The sequence below is a fragment of the Chlamydia trachomatis A/HAR-13 genome, from assembly GCF_000012125.1.
Lineage (GTDB): Bacteria > Chlamydiota > Chlamydiia > Chlamydiales > Chlamydiaceae > Chlamydia > Chlamydia trachomatis.
Genome location: NC_007429.1, coordinates 107,306 through 125,365, shown reverse-complemented (window position 1 = coordinate 125,365; position 18,060 = coordinate 107,306). Strand labels below are relative to the sequence as shown.

The window sequence follows — 18,060 nt, the reverse complement described above, 5'->3', positions numbered from 1 at the left end:
AACCTCTGCTGCAAAGAGTCGAAAAAAGACTACGGACTATTTTTATTTATCTCCAGAACAGCTTACCATCTTTTTCCAAAGACTTATGATACTCGACTAAAAAAGTCTCTTTAATTCTGCGATGTCCTGATGAGCTTGGGAGACTTGATAGCTCTGCTAACGTGTAGCTATTCGGTAAACTATATTTTGTGTAGAAAACATGTGGGAATAGTGTAACGCGATAGCGAGTAAATGCCTGCTTTTGAGAAGGAAGACTACTAACAAAATACAGCGTCTCTCCATAATCTTTCTGAACAAGATGAGTGATTTTCTCAATATCACAACAATCTTCTTTGGGAAGCTGGTAGTAAGGGAACTCATACAAACCTGCCATAATCTCTTTCTCTTCGCGTTTTGTCATCAAGACCTGATCCTTATACAAAACAATCACAACAGCTCGAAATAACCTGGAAATAGCTGCTCGTGTATTTCTGACAGGGTATTGTTCCATAGTCCCTTGTCGATATGCTGTACAAAATGAACGCAACGGACACTGTTCACAAAGAGGCTGTTTCTTACAAATTCTTGCTCCCAACTCGATAAAAGACTCTGCTATGACTTGAGGATCCTGATCTGGAAGCAAACTCTCACAAAGCCCTGTGATCTCTCTTCGCGTGTTCATACGATCGATGGATTCCTCTATAGCAAATAATCGACTCATCACACGCAAAACATTCCCATCAACAGCAGGATTTTTTTGCTTAAATGCAAATGCAAGGATCGCATTTGCTGTATAAGACCCAATCCCCTTAATGGAGCTAAGAAGCGCTAAATCGTTTGGGATTTCTCCTCCGAAAATCTCTGTAATAACACGAGCTCCGGCTAGTAAGTTCCTAGCCCGAGAATAATAACCTAGCCCCTCCCAAAGCTGCACCACATCGCTTTCTCTTGCTTGCGCAAGATCTTGTAAAGTCGGGAATCTTTCCATCCACTTCAAAAAATACGGAACCACCACTTCTGCTCGAGTTTGTTGAAGCATAACCTCTGAAACCCAAACCCGATAAGGAGTCGGAGAATCTCTCCAAGGGAACGATCTTTTACTTTCAAGAAACCATGAACGTAAAGCTTCCAGAGGAAAATACTCTTTATCTTGGAAAAAAGCTGTTCTTATCATAGAAATTCTCGTAAAATCGTACCAACACACTTATCGATAATGGATTATGCAAGAATTTATTGGTACAGCGGATCGCCACATAAGGCTCTCTTCTTTTCTCCGGACTTCTCTGCCTCATCTGCCTAAAAAAACTATTTTAGAATCCGTTCGCTATCATGGTTGCCGAGTCAATGGTCGCATTGAACGCTTCGAATCCTATAAGCTGCAGCCCGGAGACCGAGTAAGTTTACAAATCATCGAACACTCTTCTCCACAATTACTTTGGGAGGATGAGCATCTCTGTATTTACAATAAACCTGCTAAACAGACTTCTGAGGATTTGGCTCATCAGCTCAATGTTCATCTTGTGCACCGCTTAGATCGAGATACATCAGGGTGTATTCTCTTTGCGAAACATGCAAAAGCCTCTTCTCTTATTACACAACTATTCAAGAATCCAGAAATAGATAAACGCTATATTGCTCTAGTATTTGGACAACCACGCCAAGAATCTGGAATCATTACAACCTATACAGCCCCCTGCTACCGTCGAACTGGTGCTGTATTATTTGGAAATACGGATCAAAATTCCGGTAAAATAACGATTACCAAGTGGGAGATTCTTACCCGCTATCCCAAGTACACTTTACTTCTTTGCCGCCCCGTTACAGGACGCACCCATCAAATACGCTTACATATGAAAACAATCGGCCATCCTATTGTTGGGGATGTGGATTACGGAAATCAAGAACAGCCAAAGAATGTTGTGCGGACTTTGCTTCACGCAGCTAGCTTAGCCTTCATTTCTCCTTTCTCCAATGAAAAAATCGAAGTCTCCTCTCTAACGCCATCACAAGACCCTTACCCTTTTTACGCAGATTTTAGGCCTTAAACCTCTTAAAAAGCCTCCAATAAACAAAGTTGTCTTAATACAAGTAGTTCTGGAAGCTAAAGACTCGGTAAGCAAAAGAATAGTATGAATCCGATACAAAAAAGAGACCGAGCCTCCGCTTAGAATGGGAAGCTCGGTCTCATTATATAAAGCCCTCCGCTGATTAGAAAGGGCTTTATACTAGGGAAGGAAAGTACTTCTAGATAGAAGAGCTTTGCACACCTGCTTTCTGTGCCCAAGAAGCGAAGCATTCTCTCATAAGATCTTTACTTTCTTTGCTATTTGGATCTCTTAGACCCTTTAATAGGGTTAGGAAAGCACTTTGTACCTCATATTTCACAACTAGTTTACGCACTTCTGCTCGAGTTCTGTTGTTTGTTCTCTTAGAAGCTCTCAAGGATGATTGCAAATGCGTTAAACTTTCTTGCAAGACTACATGCTGGAATTCTTGGTATTCCGCACTCTGATTAGAAGGTCCGCCAACTATTGAAATACCACTCATTACCATACAGACGCATAGAATCTCGGTTATCTGTTTAGGTGTTAACCAAATAGGTCTGTGCTCATTTCCTATAGCTGCGGAGAGAACTGAGCAGAACTTACAAAGAAGCATGGTCAACTGGTCTGTATTTAGCCCTTGACCTTCGTCATCACAATCCTCTTCTGTTCCTGTTACCTGCAAGCTAGACAAAGCAGGCAATAGTAATTCAAGACCTAAATTCTCAGCTTCTTGCTTGTTGCCTGAAGATGTAACAACTTTAACACGAGATGTTAGATCTTGAAGAGACAGCATATGTGTACCGCCTGCTAATCCACTGCAAATAGCTCTTTTCCAGAAGGGGTTATCTAAAATTCCTGCACAAGAGCAAAGGCGTAACAACCATTTCTCTTGAGTCATACGCATCATCAACTTCCCAAGGCTAGAAACTGCTTCTTTACAAGCCGTCTCTAGTTGTTCTGGGGTAGGCAGATTGGTGAAATTTCCTTTTACTAGATCAGAGAAAGAAATCCCTAAATTATGTAGTCCCAACATGAATGTGGTAGAACCTACAGCTACTTCTAAAGCTTTAAGCTTACGAGCATATTCTTCCAAATTTGCTTCTTCTGTAGGAGACTCTTGACAGCACCATAATTCGGCACAACTACATACTAAGGCTCCAAAACTTCCGCAGCCACCTTCTCCGTCAGCACATCCGCAAGAAGGATATCCACACGCACTTGTGCAGCAAGGCTTACAAGCATCATGACACAATACCGCGCCTCTTCGAACACGTTGGCTTTGCGCAGCTAACATCAGAAGTTCCGTCAATCCCGTTCCAGCAATACCCACAGAGCTAACAATTGGATTGGAGGAAGAGGATAATGCTCCGCAAAGATGCGTACAACACTCTCCTAGACCAGGTCTTGCTCCATCTGATGTGGGAGCGTCAGTTTGGAGTTTCTTCAAAGCTTCCAATAACTCTTGGATCTCTTTAGTATCCAACGATCCTGAAAGAGAGTATCGGCTGAGTAACGTAGCAACTAACGGGGAATTCACACCTTGAGATCCAGATCCTCCTAAAGCAAGAAACAGAGCTATAAGGTCTGCTGTAGAGGCTCCTTTGGTTGCATCTCGCAATGGAGATGAAGAAGTTGATGTTCCATCAACGGCATCGCCTATTAGATTGGTTATTTGAGATTCTCCAAACAAGTCAAAAATACTATTGCCAGTAAGAGTACTCATCCCAGAAAGCACAGCCCCCATTTGTAAGGAACCAGCACCTCTTGCAGAGGATCCTGATCCTTGAGGCTATTGGGTAATTACTACCGAAGGAAGCGGGCCATCCACAGAGTCTCCCCCTCCAATGGATATAGATGTAAGACTTACTCCACTAGCAGAATATTTTTGGTAGCATCTATTCACGAAACCGCGTCCGCCATGACCCTGATTCACAAGGCTTTGCACATTAGCTGAGTACGTCCCTACCATTGGTATCTGTACACTAGGACCATTCCCTTCTGTAGAAGCACTGCTCGTAGGTTGCTGGCATACAGCAGAAGCAGCACCAGAACTTGAGGCGGCGTCTGAACCTGAAGACGTCACTCCTTCTTCGCTGTTACCCTCACTGCCTGATGAACCACACAAACGGCTCCATAAAGATGAACAAGCACTACCAATACCAAATGACATACCTTTAACTCCCGGATTCTTTTAAGGATTTTTTATTTTTAACAGGAAATTCTACATATAAAACCTGTTTTTCACACTTTAAAGATTAAAACTATTAAACATTTGACAAGGAAACTCTTTACTCTAGAAACCTGGATCCAGCCAGTGAATCTACTCCTTATGTATTATGAGGCCCGTTTCTCAATAATAAAGAATCTGCTACTCTCCTCTCTCAAGAAGACAAAATGGGGTTAGCTCATGTTGAAAATTGATTTAACAGGAAAAATTGCTTTCATAGCCGGCATAGGCGATGATAACGGGTATGGCTGGGGCATTGCCAAAATGTTAGCAGAAGCAGGCGCAACCATACTTGTGGGGACCTGGGTTCCTATCTATAAAATTTTCTCTCAATCTTTGGAGTTAGGAAAATTCAATGCATCTCGTGAACTCTCCAATGGAGAATTGCTAACTTTCGCTAAAATCTATCCCATGGATGCCAGTTTCGACACCCCAGAAGATATTCCTCAGGAAATTTTGGAAAATAAACGTTACAAAGATCTTTCTGGGTACACTGTATCCGAAGTTGTAGAACAGGTGAAAAAACATTTTGGACACATTGATATTCTTGTTCACTCTTTAGCAAACAGTCCGGAAATTGCTAAACCATTACTTGATACCTCTCGTAAAGGCTATCTTGCCGCCTTAAGTACATCCAGCTACTCCTTTATCAGCCTTCTCTCTCATTTTGGCCCAATTATGAATGCAGGAGCTAGCACCATCTCTCTAACTTATCTTGCTTCCATGCGTGCTGTTCCAGGGTATGGCGGAGGAATGAACGCAGCAAAAGCTGCTTTAGAAAGTGATACAAAAGTACTGGCTTGGGAAGCCGGCCGACGTTGGGGAGTCCGAGTGAATACTATCTCGGCAGGGCCATTAGCTAGCCGTGCAGGAAAAGCTATTGGATTTATTGAGAGAATGGTGGATTACTACCAAGACTGGGCTCCACTACCTTCTCCAATGGAAGCTGAGCAAGTAGGCGCAGCAGCAGCCTTCTTAGTCTCTCCCCTAGCTAGCGCAATTACGGGAGAAACTCTCTATGTGGATCACGGAGCCAATGTGATGGGCATAGGTCCAGAAATGTTTCCTAAGGATTAACTAGCTGTTTGTAACGCAGCTCACCAGCTTCCCAGGCGGAGAGAATACCAAAATCCTTCGCCGGGGGAGCCAAAAAGTCCGCTAATCCATGCATCTCCTCTGGAGCCGTCTGTATAACAATTTTAAAATCTCCTCGAGATAGCAGGTCGATATCGTTAGCATCATCCCCAGAAGCCATAATAAAAGGCTTATTCTCTTTATAGAAGGTCTGAACAACTTGATCTACAGCAAAACCTTTTGAAACATCTTTTAAAGTAAGTAAAAGCACTGCGTATTTGAAATCAAAAGGCCAACGCATGTAATTCATGGTTACCTGTGAAGAAACTTCTGGAGATTGAATAAATCTATCCATAATTTTCTTCACTTCCTCTCTCTCACCGAAAAATTTGGCAATGGCAAAATCTTCATAAGAAAATTCTTCTGATAAATGTCCCTGAACATCCACCAGCAGTCGCGCAGCTTCTGGTGTAGGAAAATACACAGCATCAAGAATCGCTTTGAGTTCCTGAGATGTTTTCCCTAATCCCTTTCGAAAGTATACATCACGATTAGAGGCTCCAGATTCTATACAAGCAATGAGATCTAAATCTTCAAAATATTTCTCTAAAACATATAGAAAATCTCGAGACAAGCTACGAAAATAAATAAACTCTTTATCCGTGGAGGACCACACGGAAGAACCATTCTGGCTACCTAATAGAAAAGGAACCGAAAAGTTTTGAAAAAGAGGATATGCATAAGAAAAATATCTGCCAGTTAGAAAAAATAACTGCCAACCAGAATCATAGTATTGATGCAAAGCCTTTACAACACGATCATGAAGTAGGTGGGATTGATGTGTAATTGTCCCGTCAATGTCTGTAACTAATAACTTCTGTAAACTCATAAAGAAGCTCTCTCTTTACCAATAACCTCTAGGATTATTTCTTTTCTTTAAATTGCTTTAAGAAACCTGAAAGCATCTCCCCTCGAGGAGTCGAAGGTTTTTTTTGATCCTTCTGTATTAGCTCATTAAGATCTGTATTCGGAGGAAATTCAGATAATAAGGTCACTCGCTCTCCTCTCTCAGCAACAACTAAAGTCTTGTTCGCTACTTTAATCACATAGATGGAGGTTTTTGAAGCCAAAACCCGTTGATCCAAAATCTTAATGGACGAATTGCCGCTAGGAAGATGTCCGCGGGAACGCAAAAAACGTCGAAATAGCAAACACCCCCCTCCAAATATCCCTAACAGGAGAAGTAAAGAGCCTAGCATCCTACCTACTTCCCAACGCATAGAACCAGAGAAAGCTTCATTGACAAAAGAAAGCTCTTGAGGGACGTCTACAAACGAAGGGTCTTCTTCTAAAAAACACAATATATGTTGAAACAAGCGCAACATAAAAGACCTCTTCCTCGCCGGATCCTAATCAAGATATGTCCCTCATCCTACGAAGCCAAAGCTTATTAATCAAGAGCCCTTGTTCTAATCAATAAGCTTTGGCATACTCCCTCTTTTCTAAAAAATACTTTAGGATGATCTCCATGATTCCAAGGTTTAGCATTGCCTGCATCCCCTTAGCTGTGTGGTTGTTTTCTGGAGCAAAACTGTTAGTGAAATCTCTATATCTTGCCCTGCACTACCAATTTTCTCTTGTTCTATCGGCAGAGCTCTTTGCTATAGCATGGATCCTGGCCTCTATCAAACATCGCTTTATCCTAAGTAAAAGCATGCTCAAACAGCATGAGTTGGATGCTCAGCTACTCATTAAAAAAATTTCCCCGTGGACTTTTATTAAAAGGTCCTTCTTATCCAAACGTATGTTTGTGATCATAAGCATGTCAGTTATTTCTTCTTTGTTGCATCGCTCTACAACAATACCGCTGCTATCTTTTCTGATGTGTTCTTCTGTTAGCTACGCTCTGTTCAAAACAAGCTTAGCTCACTGGAAATCACTTAAAGAGTTAAAATCAAAATATTCTGTTTATTATTACTGATTACTCTGCAATTGCCACAGCCGTAGCGTATTCGCGACTATGACTCACGGAGAGGAGGACTCGTTTCACACCTAGAGAACATAATAGGGCCTCTGGAACAACTACCTGAGGCTGTCTAGAGTCTCTACACATTTCAATTTCTTTCCACTTTAGTAACTTACCTATGCCTGTACCCAAAGCCTTTGCTACAGCTTCTTTAGCAGCAAAACGTGCTGCCAAAGAGGCATAGGGATTCGACTTAGAAAAGCAGTAAACCCGCTCCCCTTCCGTAAAAATTTTCTTTAGAAACCGATCCCCATAGGTCTGATAAGATTTCCGAATCCTATCAATTTCTATAATGTCTATCCCTACACCAAACATAATGCTCTATTTTCTAAAAATCTTTCGGCATCTAAAGCTGCCATGCACCCACTACCAGCAGAAGTAATAGCTTGTCTGTAATATTTATCTTGGACATCCCCCGCAGCAAACACTCCAGGAACTGATGTGCGAGAAGAACCTTTTTCTGTAATAATGTATCCATTCTCGTCTAAAGCTACCTGCCCTCCTAGAAATGCAGTGTTGGGTTGATGCCCAATAGCAAAGAAAACTCCAGCAGCTTCCATGGTTGTGGTGGTCTCATCCACATTATTATAGATGTCGATAGAACGAACTAGAGTATCTCCAGAAATCTTGACAATCTCACTATTCCAAAGGAAAAAGATTTTTTCATTCGCCTGAGCTTTATTCACCATAACCTTAGAAGCTCGCAATGTATCTCTCCTATGAACCACAAATACACGTTTACCATAGCGAGTCAAAAACATGGCTTCTTCTAAAGCGGAGTCTCCTCCTCCTACAACAAACAAATCTTTGTCACGAAAAATGGGAGAAGCTCCGTCACAAACAGCGCAAGCTGTTACGCCCTTTTGCCAAAACTCATTATCTCCTGCCCCAGGGATAGATAAACGCTTTGCTGATGCTCCAGTAGCTATAATACAAGCATCACAGGTAAACGTCTCCTTTCCAGATTTAAGAACAAAGGGTCTGACACTAAAATCAACAGCGGTGATGTCCTTAGAAAGTACTTGCGTACCGAAACGTTGCGCTTGAGTTTTCATAAGATCCATCAACTGGTGCCCCAACACTCCCTCTGGGAAACCTGGGAAATTTTCCACTTCTGTTGTAGTCATTAGCTGCCCTCCAGCAATGCCAGAAAAGAAACCCTCGAAAAGCACTGGAGTCAAAAGTGCTCTAGAAGCATAGATAGCAGCTGTGTAACCTGCAGGCCCGGAGCCTATAATGACTAACTTTGCATGTGTCATGGGAACCCCCAATATGAACTTAGATAAAAGAGCTTTAAATACGCAGGAAAAAGGTTCCCGGCTTTTACAAAAAAAGGAACTATAACCAACCCGACTTTTTCCGCAAACGACATTCATCCCCCTCCGATATCCTTGAAAATCTCAAGGATTGACAGTCCTTTCCATGGGGATGTTTAGATGGAATATTTATAATGTTTCGACACACAAAATCTAAAACTAAAATTACACAGAAACTAGTGAAACTTTTTTTAATAAAGAGATGCATCTTATTACTTGTAGTGCAAGGGAAATCTTGCCTTTTTTAAGGTGAATATTTACACTACTCTTTTTGACTTTGTAGTTTTTAGGAGAACATCATTAAATGCCAAAACAAGCTGATTATACTTGGGGAGCAAAAAAGAATCTCGATACGATAGCTTGCTTACCAGAAGACGTTAAACAATTTAAAGACCTTCTCTACGCGATGCATGGCTTCACCGCGACAGAAGAAGAACCCACTAGCGAAGTACATCCTGGTGCGATCCTAAAAGGTACAGTTGTTGACATAAGCAAAGACTTTGTTGTTGTAGATGTCGGCTTAAAATCTGAGGGAGTTATTCCTATGTCTGAGTTTATCGACTCTTCAGAAGGTTTAACTGTCGGAGCCGAAGTCGAAGTTTACCTAGACCAAACTGAGGATGACGAAGGAAAAGTTGTTTTATCCAGAGAAAAAGCAACAAGACAACGACAATGGGAATACATTCTTGCTCACTGCGAGGAAGGTTCTATTGTTAAGGGACAAATTACCCGAAAAGTTAAGGGTGGTTTGATCGTAGATATTGGTATGGAAGCCTTCCTTCCAGGATCCCAAATAGACAATAAGAAGATCAAGAACTTAGATGATTACGTAGGCAAGGTTTGTGAGTTCAAAATTCTCAAAATCAACGTAGATCGTCGGAACGTTGTTGTATCTAGAAGAGAACTTCTCGAAGCTGAACGCATTTCTAAGAAAGCAGAGTTGATCGAGCAAATCACTATCGGTGAACGTCGCAAAGGTATCGTTAAGAATATCACAGATTTCGGAGTATTCTTGGATCTTGATGGCATTGACGGCCTACTCCACATTACAGACATGACATGGAAACGCATTCGTCACCCATCCGAAATGGTTGAACTCAACCAAGAATTGGAAGTCATCATCCTTAGCGTTGATAAAGAAAAAGGTCGCGTAGCTCTTGGCCTCAAACAAAAAGAGCATAATCCTTGGGAAGATATTGAGAAGAAATATCCTCCAGGAAAACGTGTTCGCGGAAAAATTGTTAAACTCCTTCCTTATGGAGCATTTATTGAAATCGAAGAAGGAATTGAAGGCCTTATTCACGTTTCAGAGATGTCTTGGGTTAAGAACATTGTAGATCCTAATGAAGTGGTCAACAAAGGTGATGAAGTCGAAGTAGTTGTTCTTTCTATCCAAAAAGATGAAGGAAAAATCTCTCTCGGTCTCAAACAAACAAAACACAATCCTTGGGATAACATTGAAGAAAAATATCCTATCGGCCTCCGCGTAACAGCAGAAATTAAAAATCTGACAAACTACGGAGCGTTCGTTGAGTTGGAGCCAGGAATCGAAGGTTTGATCCATATCTCTGACATGAGTTGGATTAAAAAAGTTTCCCATCCTTCAGAGCTCTTCAAAAAAGGTAATACCGTCGAAGCAGTTATTCTGTCTGTAGACAAAGAAAGCAAAAAAATCACTTTGGGCGTGAAACAATTAACTCCTAATCCATGGGATGAGATTGAAGCTATGTTCCCTGTCGGAAGTGATATCTCTGGCGTAGTAACTAAAATTACGGCTTTCGGAGCTTTCGTTGAGTTGCAAAATGGTATCGAAGGACTGATCCATGTATCCGAGCTTTCAGAGAAACCTTTTGCTAAAATTGAAGATGTTCTCTCTATTGGAGACAAAGTTTCTGCTAAAGTTATCAAGCTAGACCCAGATCACAAGAAAGTTTCTCTTTCTATTAAAGAGTTCCTTGTTCATGGGGGAGATGCTGGTCACGATGCGGAAGAAGAATCTTCTGACAGAGACTAGTCTCTTTACTAATAATCTTCGTTAGTGAAGAGCAAACATAAGAGCAGAGCTCTAGGGCTCTGCTCCGTTAGCATTATTTTTTTTGCTTTTTTTCCCTTACCCATAAGAGGAGTATTAATGAACAAGGATCTTGTGGCTATTTTTGACTACATGGAAAGAGAGAAAGGTATTCAACGCTCTACGATAGTAGGTGCTATTGAATCTGCTCTGAAAATTGCTGCGAAAAAGACTCTTAGAGACGATGCAAATGTGTCCGTAAGTATCAATCCTCGCACCGGCGATATAGAAGTTTTTTGTGAAAAACAAATCGTCGAAAAATGCCAAAATCCAAGTAAGGAAATTCCTTTAGATAAGGCCCGTGAATACGATCCAGATTGTCAAATCGGGCAGTATATGGATGTTCCTTTTATCTCCGATCAGTTTGGAAGGATTGCTGCACATGCTGCACGCCAAATTATCGGGCAAAAGCTTCGTCATGCTGAGAGAGACGTAATTTATGAAGAATACCGACACCGAAAAAATGAAATCATTTCGGGAGTGGTTAAAAGTTTCGCTCGCGGAGCCAATTTAGTTGTTGACTTGGGGAAAGTGGAAGGACTACTTCCTGCTCGCTTTTATCCCAAAACTGAAAAACATAAAGTGGGTGATAAGATTTATGCGCTTCTTTACGAAGTGCAGGAATCTGAAAATGGTGGAGCTGAAGTAATTCTCAGCAGAAACCACCCCGAATTTGTTAAGCAGTTATTTGTTCAGGAAGTTCCTGAGCTAGAAGAAGGGTCTGTCGAAATTGTTAAAATTGCAAGAGAGGCAGGATATCGAACAAAAATGGCTGTACGCTCTTCCAACCCTCAAACAGATGCTGTAGGAGCTTTTGTAGGAATGCGAGGATCTCGCATCAAAAATATCATTCGGGAATTGAATGACGAGAAAATAGACGTTGTAAATTATTCCCCTGTATCGACAGAATTGTTACAAAATTTGCTCTATCCTGTAGAGATTCAAAAGATCGCTATTTTAGAAGACGACAAAGTTATTGCTATTATTGTCCAAGATTCGGACTACGCAACCGTTATTGGTAAACGAGGTATCAATGCTCGCCTAATCAGTCAGATTTTAGGCTATGAACTTGAAGTCCAAAGAGTGAGTGAATACAACAAGTTGTTGGAGATTCAACGTTTGCAATTGGCAGAGTTCGAAGACCCTCGATTAGATCAGCCATTAGAAGTTGAAGGGATTAATACGCTGATAGTGCAGAACCTAGAGCACGCAGGATACGACACGATTAGGAAAATATTGCTGGCTAGTGCTAGCGAATTGGCTTCTGTTCCAGGAATTAGTTTAGAGCTAGCTTATAAGATTCTTGAACAGGTCAGCAAATATGGAGAAGGTAAAGTTGACGAAAAACCTCAAGTTGAAGATTAAGAACGCACAGTTAACGAAGGCTGCTGGCTTAGATAAACTGAAACAGAAACTAGCTCAAGCCGGATCTTCTGACACCAAAAATTCTCCAGCAAGTAAAGCTCAGACTAAAGAAAAGAGCTCTAAGAAAACTGCTGGCACACCTGCTCCTGCGCCTGAAGTGGATTCGGGCGCAACAGAATCTACTGCGCGAAGAATTCGCGCAAAAGATCGCTCTTCATTTGCTGCAGAACCGACCGTAACAACGGCTCTGCCAGGAGATGCATCGCATTTAACTTTAGATGCCATCCCTGCAATGAAGGCTCCAGAAATTACTTCTGTTACTCAAAAAGAACAAACCCTAGGAGAGTGCACAGACACTTCTTCGGTCCAACAAGAAGAAAAGAAAGAGTCTTCAGAAGAGACTTCTCCGGAGCGTGTTGAAGAAACTCTTATTATTAGAACAAGAACAGAGCCTAAAAGCGTTGTTTCTATCAAGCCTAAGTTTGGGCCTACAGGGAAACACATCAATCATCTCTTGGCTAAGACGTTCAAAGCTCCAGCTAAGGAAACGAAAGCGGCATCAACTGAAGAGACTACTCAACAACAGCCTCGACAAAATGATGCTGCTTCCTATAACAATAAACAACAACCTTCTGGAACAAGCTCTCGCCCAGCCTCCTCTGCGCCTTCTTATCGCAGAGAGTCAACGAACAACAATAATAACGCGAAGCGCGGATCTGAACGAGATCGATCTAAAAGATCTGATGAGAGCGTTAAGGCGTTTACAGGACGCGATCGCTATGGATTAAATGAAGGTTCTTCTGAAGAAGATAAATGGCGCAAGAAACGTGTTCACAAAACGAAAAAGCAAGCGGAAGAACACGTTGTTCAGTGCCCAGCACACATTAAGATTGCTCTTCCGATCACTGTAAAAGATCTTGCTGCTGAAATGAAGCTAAAAGCTTCAGAACTTATTCAGAAGCTCTTTATTCATGGCATGACCTACGTAGTGAATGATGTCCTAGATAGCCAAACGGTTGTGGAATACATCGGTTTAGAATTTGGATGTACGATTGAAATTGATTCTTCAGCAAAAGAGAAGCTGTGTCTATTAGAGAACGCAGTTCGAGACGAAGTCAATGCGACAGATCCAGAAAAACTTATTATTCGCTCCCCTATCGTAGCTTTTATGGGTCACGTCGATCATGGTAAGACAACGATTATTGATGCACTAAGACAAAGCAATATGGCAGCCTCAGAAGCCGGAGCAATTACCCAGCATACAGGAGCCTTCAAATGTACAACTCCTGTTGGTGAAATTACTGTTCTCGACACCCCAGGCCACGAAGCCTTCTCTGCTATGAGAGCTAGAGGAGCAGAGGTTTGCGATATCGTAGTCTTGGTAGTTGCTGGAGACGAGGGTATCAAAGAACAAACCATTGAAGCTATCGAGCATGCTAAAGGAGCTAACATTACGATTGTAGTCGCTATTAATAAATGTGATAAGCCGAACTTCAATGTAGAAACAGTGTACCGTCAGTTAGCAGAATTAGATCTTCTTCCTGAGGCGTGGGGCGGATCGATTGCTACTATTAATACTTCTGCTAAAACTGGCGAAGGGTTGCAAGACTTGCTTGAAATGTTGGCTTTACAAGCCGAAGTTCTGGAATTGAAAGCCGATCCTTCTGCTAGAGCGCGAGGACTGGTTATTGAATCCGAGTTGCATAAAGGATTAGGAGCTGTAGCTACCGTGCTCGTTCAAAATGGAACCTTGCATCTAGGAGAAGCGTTAGTATTTAACGATTGCTATGGGAAGGTCAAGACAATGCATGATGAGCATAACCAGCTCCTACAGTCGGCAACACCTTCTACCCCTGTTCTGATCACAGGATTATCTGCAATCCCTAAAGCTGGAGATCCTTTTATAGTTGTAAAAAATGAGAAGGTCGCGAAAGAGATTATTAGCGCCCGACTTGCTGGCCAACAAAGATCTGCAGCTTTGCAGAAAAAACGACCAAACTTTGACGCTGTATTACAGAACAAGAAAACTTTGAAACTGATTATCAAAGCAGATGTTCAAGGTTCTATTGAAGCTTTAGCGCACTCTATATTGAATATCCGCTCTGAGAAGGTAGATGTCGAAATCTTATCTAGCGAAGTTGGAGATATTTCCGAATCAGATATTCGTTTAGCATCGGCATCTAAAGCCACTGTCATTGGTTTCCACACAAGCGTAGAAAGCCATGCAGAACCATTAATCAAGAACTTGAATGTTAAAGTTTGTCTATTCGACATCATCTATCATGCTGTAGACGCTATCAAAGAGATCATGACAGGTCTATTAGATCCTATAGCAGAAGAGAAAAACTTGGGTGCTGCAGAAATTAAAGCGACCTTTAAGTCTTCTCAATTGGGTACAATTTACGGCTGCCTAGTTACAGAAGGAACCATAGTACGTAATCAGAAAATCCGTATTATCCGGGATAAAGAGGTTCTATGGAAAGGGTCTCTGTCTTCCTTAAAACGCCTTAAAGAGGATGTGAAGGAGGTGAAAAAAGGAATGGAGTGCGGTATTCTGTTAGATAATTATCAGCAAGCACAAGTTGGTGATATATTACAGTGCTATGAGGTCATTTATCACCCACAAAAATTGTAGGCTAATATGGCTGAAAATAGAAGAATGAAGAAAGTGAATGCAATGCTTCGAGAAGCTATTGCAAAAGTCATTTTGAAGGATGTGAAGCACCCAAAGATTTCGAATCGCTGGATCACAATAACACGAGTATCTTTGTCGAGAGACCTACAGTCGGCTTGTGTTTACGTATCCATTATGCCGCATGAGAATTCCCAAGAAGAAACTCTTGCGGCATTAAAAGCTTCGGCAGGGTTTATTGCTTTTCAGGCTTCTAAAGACTTAGTTCTTAAATATTTCCCGGATTTGAATTTCTATTTGGAAGATATTTTCTCTCCTCAAGACCATATAGAAAGTCTTCTCTTGAAAATAGCGGAACAAGATAAAAAAACTAACCCATAACAAAAAGACAATCCTTCTGAACTCCACTATCAATATTATGGAACTTGCGACAGAATCTATTGAAGGCGTTTTGCTGGTAGACAAACCACAAGGGAGAACTTCTTTTAGTCTTATTCGTTCTCTTGTTAGGTTAATAGGTGTGAAAAAAATTGGCCATGCAGGGACTTTAGATCCTTTTGCTACAGGCGTTATGGTTATGCTAATAGGGAGAAAATTCACCCGACTATCGGACATCATGCTGTTTGAAGACAAAGAGTATGCAGCGGTAGCGCATTTAGGAACCACGACGGATACTTACGATTGCGATGGGAAAATTGTTGGGCGATCTAAAAAAGTTCCAACTATGGACGAAGTCTTGACTTGCACAAGCTATTTTCAAGGGGAAATTCAACAAGTCCCTCCTATGTTCTCTGCAAAGAAAGTACAAGGAAAAAACATTATACGAATATGCTAGGCAGGGGTTATCTATAGAACGACGTTTTGCCACAGTAACGGTAAATCTTCGTTTGGTTAAATACGAATACCCTCGTCTACATTTTGTAGTTCAATGCAGCAAAGGAACATACATCCGCAGTATCGCTCATGAGTTAGGCAATATGTTGGGATGCGGAGCTTATTTAGAAGAACTCCGACGGTTACGTAGTGGAAGCTTCTCTATCGATCAGTGTATTGATGGGAATCTTTTAGACGAACCCGGGTTCGATGTATCTCCTTATTTACGTGATGCAAATGGACTTATTCTACAGCCTGCTCCCGTCCTCTAATCCTGTAGAATCTGTTACTATAGGTTTTTTCGATGGGTGTCATTTAGGACACCAAGCTTTGCTTTCTTTTTTAACGAAGTTTCCTAGCAAATCTGGAGTAATTACGTTCAGCCAGCATCCTGAGCATACTTTGTCTAACTCTCCTCCAGAAACTATTACCTCTCTTGAGGAGCGTGTTCAGCTTCTGGCTGGCTGCGGCATTGATTATCTAGCCGTTCTCCCTTTTAACCAGGAAATAGCTAATCAAGAGGCAGAGCCATTTATCCAGTCTATTTACAAGACTCTACGTCCATCAAGAATTGTCTTGGGTTACGATTCTAGACTTGGGAAGGGTGGTTTAGGAACAGCACAAACGTTAAGGCCTTTTGCTGCCTCTTTAGGGATATCTCTAGAAGAAGTCCCTCCCCTACAGATTGAAGGCACTATTGTATCTAGCAGAAAAATTCGACAATTTCTTAGAAAGAAAGATTTGTGCTCTGCAGAAAAGTTTCTTGGGAGACCTTTTTCTTATACAGGAAAGGTTGCTCATGGACGAGGAATCGGGGCATCTTTTGGATATGCAACAATCAATCTTCCCCTTACCCATTCTCTACTTCCTTTAGGGGTATATACTTGTACTATCGTTATTGAAGGGTTCAGCTATGCAGGTGTTATGAATTTAGGTATGGCGCCCACAATGCAAAGACACCAACTATGCCTAGAGGCACATATCCTTGATTTTTCAGAAGATCTCTACGATAAGAGTATTACTGTGATTCCTGAGCAATTTCTCAGGGAAGAAAAGCTCTTTTCTTCTAAAGACGAGCTTGTCCTTGCCATTCAAGAAGATATCCGCCAAGCCCGTCTCAATAAAAATAGATGAATGCTCCTTTAATTATGCAAAAAGAGCATAATATCCCCATCCTGAACAATATAGTCCCTACCTTCAGCACGTAGTTTCCCGGCTTCTCGCGCTCCAGCTCTTCCATCGTAAGCAACAATATCCTCCATAGTTACAACTTCAGCGCGAATAAATCCTCTTTGAATATCCGAATGAATTTCCCCTGCAGCCTCTGCCGCTGTAGCCCCTTTAGAAATTGTCCAAGCTCGAGTCTCTTGTGGTCCTGTAGTGAAATAAGAAATTAACCCAAGAGTGTGGTATGCTGAAGCTACTAAACGATTCAATCCAGACTCTTGTAGACCTAAGCTATGTAAAAAATCTTGTCGTTCCTCTAGAGGGAGCGATAGAATTTCTTCCTCTAATTTTACACAGATAGGAACTACATTCGCCTCTTCTCTTTTAGCGATCTCCCGTACTTTCTGGACATAGGGGTTATCCAGATCCGTTAAAGAGTCTTCATCAATATTCGCAATATAGAGCATAGGCTTTCCTGTGAGGAAAGGATAGGGTTTCAATAAAACTTTTTCCTCTAAAGAAAGCGAGAGGGTTCGAACAGGATTTCCTGATTCTAAATGATCAACTACGCGATCTAATAGAGGTAGCAACTGCCCAATATCTTTTTTCCCTTTAGCCTGTTTTCCAAGTTTCTCTCGCACGCTAGTGGCAGAAGAAAAGTCTGCTAATACGAGCTCTAGATTAATCACAGCTATATCTTCTTCAGGATCAATTTTCCCAGATACATGGGTTATATCATCATTGTCGAAGCAACGAACAACATGCGCAATAGCGTGAGTCTCTCGAATATGTGATAAAAAACGATTCCCTAAGCCAGCACCGCTAGCTGCTCCTTTTACTAATCCTGCGATGTCTACAAACTTCATATCTGCATAGATAATCTTTTGGCTCTGACTGATACGTGCTAAGGTCTCTAACCTTGAATCGATAACAGGCACAATACCGACATTAGGATCTATTGTGCAGAAGGGATAATTACAGGAGGCAACTTGTGCGCCTGTCAACGCATTAAATAATCCTGATTTCCCTACATTAGGAAGACCTACTATTCCACACTCTGTTTGTCCCATTTTCATTACCTAAGAAGTTGTACAGCTTTTTCTTAAGGCTAACACAGCCTTTTTATTATTAAGGAAAAAGAAATTCTAAAGAAAAAGCAAGATTAGTGCTTCATGAAAAACGCTCTTTAAAAAAAATATTCCGTTCTCTAAAGAACCCCTTACTCTTTGTTTATAAATGGGATGAGCATCTGCCACCTTCTTTCTTGAGAAAAACATTTATATAC

Annotated in this window: 12 protein-coding genes and 4 pseudogenes; 9 read left to right on the top strand and 7 right to left on the bottom strand. The window is 41.4% G+C overall.

Translation table 11 applies throughout. The annotated features are described in order from the left end of the window. Positions 1-42: 42 nt before the first annotated feature. Positions 43-1,153 (bottom strand): annotated as a pseudogene (gene mutY / locus CTA_RS00560) (A/G-specific adenine glycosylase). Between the two features lie 46 nt (positions 1,154-1,199). Here mutY and CTA_RS00555 point away from each other — a divergent pair. After that, positions 1,200-2,112 (top strand): annotated as a pseudogene (locus CTA_RS00555) (pseudouridine synthase). 111 nt (positions 2,113-2,223) lie between these two features. Here the strand turns inward: CTA_RS00555 and CTA_RS00550 are convergent. Continuing rightward, positions 2,224-4,194 (bottom strand): annotated as a pseudogene (locus CTA_RS00550) (hypothetical protein). 237 nt (positions 4,195-4,431) lie between these two features. Here CTA_RS00550 and CTA_RS00540 point away from each other — a divergent pair. Further along, positions 4,432-5,328, top strand: a complete 897-nt coding sequence (locus CTA_RS00540; RefSeq protein ID WP_009871451.1) for an enoyl-[acyl-carrier-protein] reductase — start codon at positions 4,432-4,434, stop codon at positions 5,326-5,328. Here the strand turns inward: CTA_RS00540 and CTA_RS00535 are convergent. Continuing rightward, positions 5,318-6,214, bottom strand: a complete 897-nt coding sequence (locus CTA_RS00535) for an HAD-IIB family hydrolase (RefSeq protein ID WP_009872377.1) — start codon at positions 6,212-6,214, stop codon at positions 5,318-5,320. The two genes, CTA_RS00540 and CTA_RS00535, sit on opposite strands and share 11 nt — an antisense overlap. 34 nt (positions 6,215-6,248) lie before the next feature. Next, complete coding sequence (locus CTA_RS00530) at positions 6,249-6,710, bottom strand: FliO/MopB family protein (protein ID WP_009872376.1); 462 nt, start codon at positions 6,708-6,710, stop codon at positions 6,249-6,251. A gap of 134 nt (positions 6,711-6,844) precedes the next feature. Between CTA_RS00530 and CTA_RS00525 the strand changes: the two genes are divergently transcribed. Continuing rightward, positions 6,845-7,306 (top strand): hypothetical protein, encoded by a 462-nt coding sequence (locus CTA_RS00525; RefSeq protein WP_010725055.1) that lies wholly within the window; start codon positions 6,845-6,847, stop codon positions 7,304-7,306. Here the strand turns inward: CTA_RS00525 and acpS are convergent, their stop codons facing one another. Beyond that, complete coding sequence (gene acpS, locus CTA_RS00520; RefSeq protein WP_009871448.1) at positions 7,307-7,666, bottom strand: holo-ACP synthase; 360 nt, start codon at positions 7,664-7,666, stop codon at positions 7,307-7,309. It lies immediately after the preceding gene. Beyond that, on the bottom strand, positions 7,654-8,610 hold the full coding sequence (gene trxB / locus CTA_RS00515; RefSeq protein ID WP_024067118.1) for a thioredoxin-disulfide reductase: 957 nt from the start codon (positions 8,608-8,610) through the stop codon (positions 7,654-7,656). The genes acpS and trxB overlap by 13 nt, the downstream gene beginning before the upstream one ends. A 361-nt stretch (positions 8,611-8,971) precedes the next feature. Between trxB and rpsA the strand changes: the two genes are divergently transcribed. The 6 genes and pseudogenes from rpsA (at position 8,972) to CTA_RS00485 (ending at position 16,742) form a co-directional block, all read left to right on the top strand. Further along, on the top strand, positions 8,972-10,681 hold the full coding sequence (gene rpsA / locus CTA_RS00510; protein WP_009871446.1) for a 30S ribosomal protein S1: 1,710 nt from the start codon (positions 8,972-8,974) through the stop codon (positions 10,679-10,681). 117 nt (positions 10,682-10,798) lie between these two features. Next, entirely contained in the window at positions 10,799-12,103 is a 1,305-nt protein-coding gene (nusA, locus tag CTA_RS00505) for a transcription termination factor NusA (RefSeq protein WP_009871445.1), read from the top strand. Continuing rightward, positions 12,060-14,738, top strand: coding sequence for a translation initiation factor IF-2 (gene infB, locus CTA_RS00500; RefSeq protein WP_009871444.1), 2,679 nt, complete (start codon positions 12,060-12,062; stop codon positions 14,736-14,738). The genes nusA and infB overlap by 44 nt, the downstream gene beginning before the upstream one ends. Before the next feature lie 6 nt (positions 14,739-14,744). Next, positions 14,745-15,116: a 30S ribosome-binding factor RbfA gene (gene rbfA / locus CTA_RS00495; protein ID WP_011324565.1), complete on the top strand. Its 372-nt coding sequence runs from the start codon at positions 14,745-14,747 to the stop codon at positions 15,114-15,116. Positions 15,117-15,153: 37 nt separating this feature from the next. Then, positions 15,154-15,880, top strand: a pseudogene (gene truB, locus CTA_RS00490) (tRNA pseudouridine(55) synthase TruB). Then, positions 15,837-16,742: a bifunctional riboflavin kinase/FAD synthetase gene (locus tag CTA_RS00485; protein ID WP_009871441.1), complete on the top strand. Its 906-nt coding sequence runs from the start codon at positions 15,837-15,839 to the stop codon at positions 16,740-16,742. The pseudogene truB and the gene CTA_RS00485 overlap by 44 nt, the downstream one beginning before the upstream one ends. A gap of 8 nt (positions 16,743-16,750) precedes the next feature. Here CTA_RS00485 and ychF read toward each other — a convergent pair whose 3' ends face one another. Then, positions 16,751-17,851, bottom strand: coding sequence for a redox-regulated ATPase YchF (gene ychF / locus CTA_RS00480; protein WP_011324562.1), 1,101 nt, complete (start codon positions 17,849-17,851; stop codon positions 16,751-16,753). Between the last annotated feature and the right edge of the window lie 209 nt (positions 17,852-18,060).

Excerpts from the sequence above, each read along its gene's own strand:
- CTA_RS00540 (WP_009871451.1), top strand. The coding sequence starts at position 4,432 with ATGTTGAAAATTGATTTAACAGGAAAAATTGCTTTCATAGCCGGCATA.
- CTA_RS00535 (WP_009872377.1), bottom strand. The coding sequence starts at position 6,214 with ATGAGTTTACAGAAGTTATTAGTTACAGACATTGACGGGACAATTACA.
- CTA_RS00530 (WP_009872376.1), bottom strand. The coding sequence starts at position 6,710 with ATGTTGCGCTTGTTTCAACATATATTGTGTTTTTTAGAAGAAGACCCT.
- CTA_RS00525 (WP_010725055.1), top strand. The coding sequence starts at position 6,845 with ATGATCTCCATGATTCCAAGGTTTAGCATTGCCTGCATCCCCTTAGCT.
- acpS (WP_009871448.1), bottom strand. The coding sequence starts at position 7,666 with ATGTTTGGTGTAGGGATAGACATTATAGAAATTGATAGGATTCGGAAA.
- trxB (WP_024067118.1), bottom strand. The coding sequence starts at position 8,610 with ATGACACATGCAAAGTTAGTCATTATAGGCTCCGGGCCTGCAGGTTAC.
- rpsA (WP_009871446.1), top strand. The coding sequence starts at position 8,972 with ATGCCAAAACAAGCTGATTATACTTGGGGAGCAAAAAAGAATCTCGAT.
- nusA (WP_009871445.1), top strand. The coding sequence starts at position 10,799 with ATGAACAAGGATCTTGTGGCTATTTTTGACTACATGGAAAGAGAGAAA.
- infB (WP_009871444.1), top strand. The coding sequence starts at position 12,060 with ATGGAGAAGGTAAAGTTGACGAAAAACCTCAAGTTGAAGATTAAGAAC.
- rbfA (WP_011324565.1), top strand. The coding sequence starts at position 14,745 with ATGGCTGAAAATAGAAGAATGAAGAAAGTGAATGCAATGCTTCGAGAA.
- ychF (WP_011324562.1), bottom strand. The coding sequence starts at position 17,851 with ATGAAAATGGGACAAACAGAGTGTGGAATAGTAGGTCTTCCTAATGTA.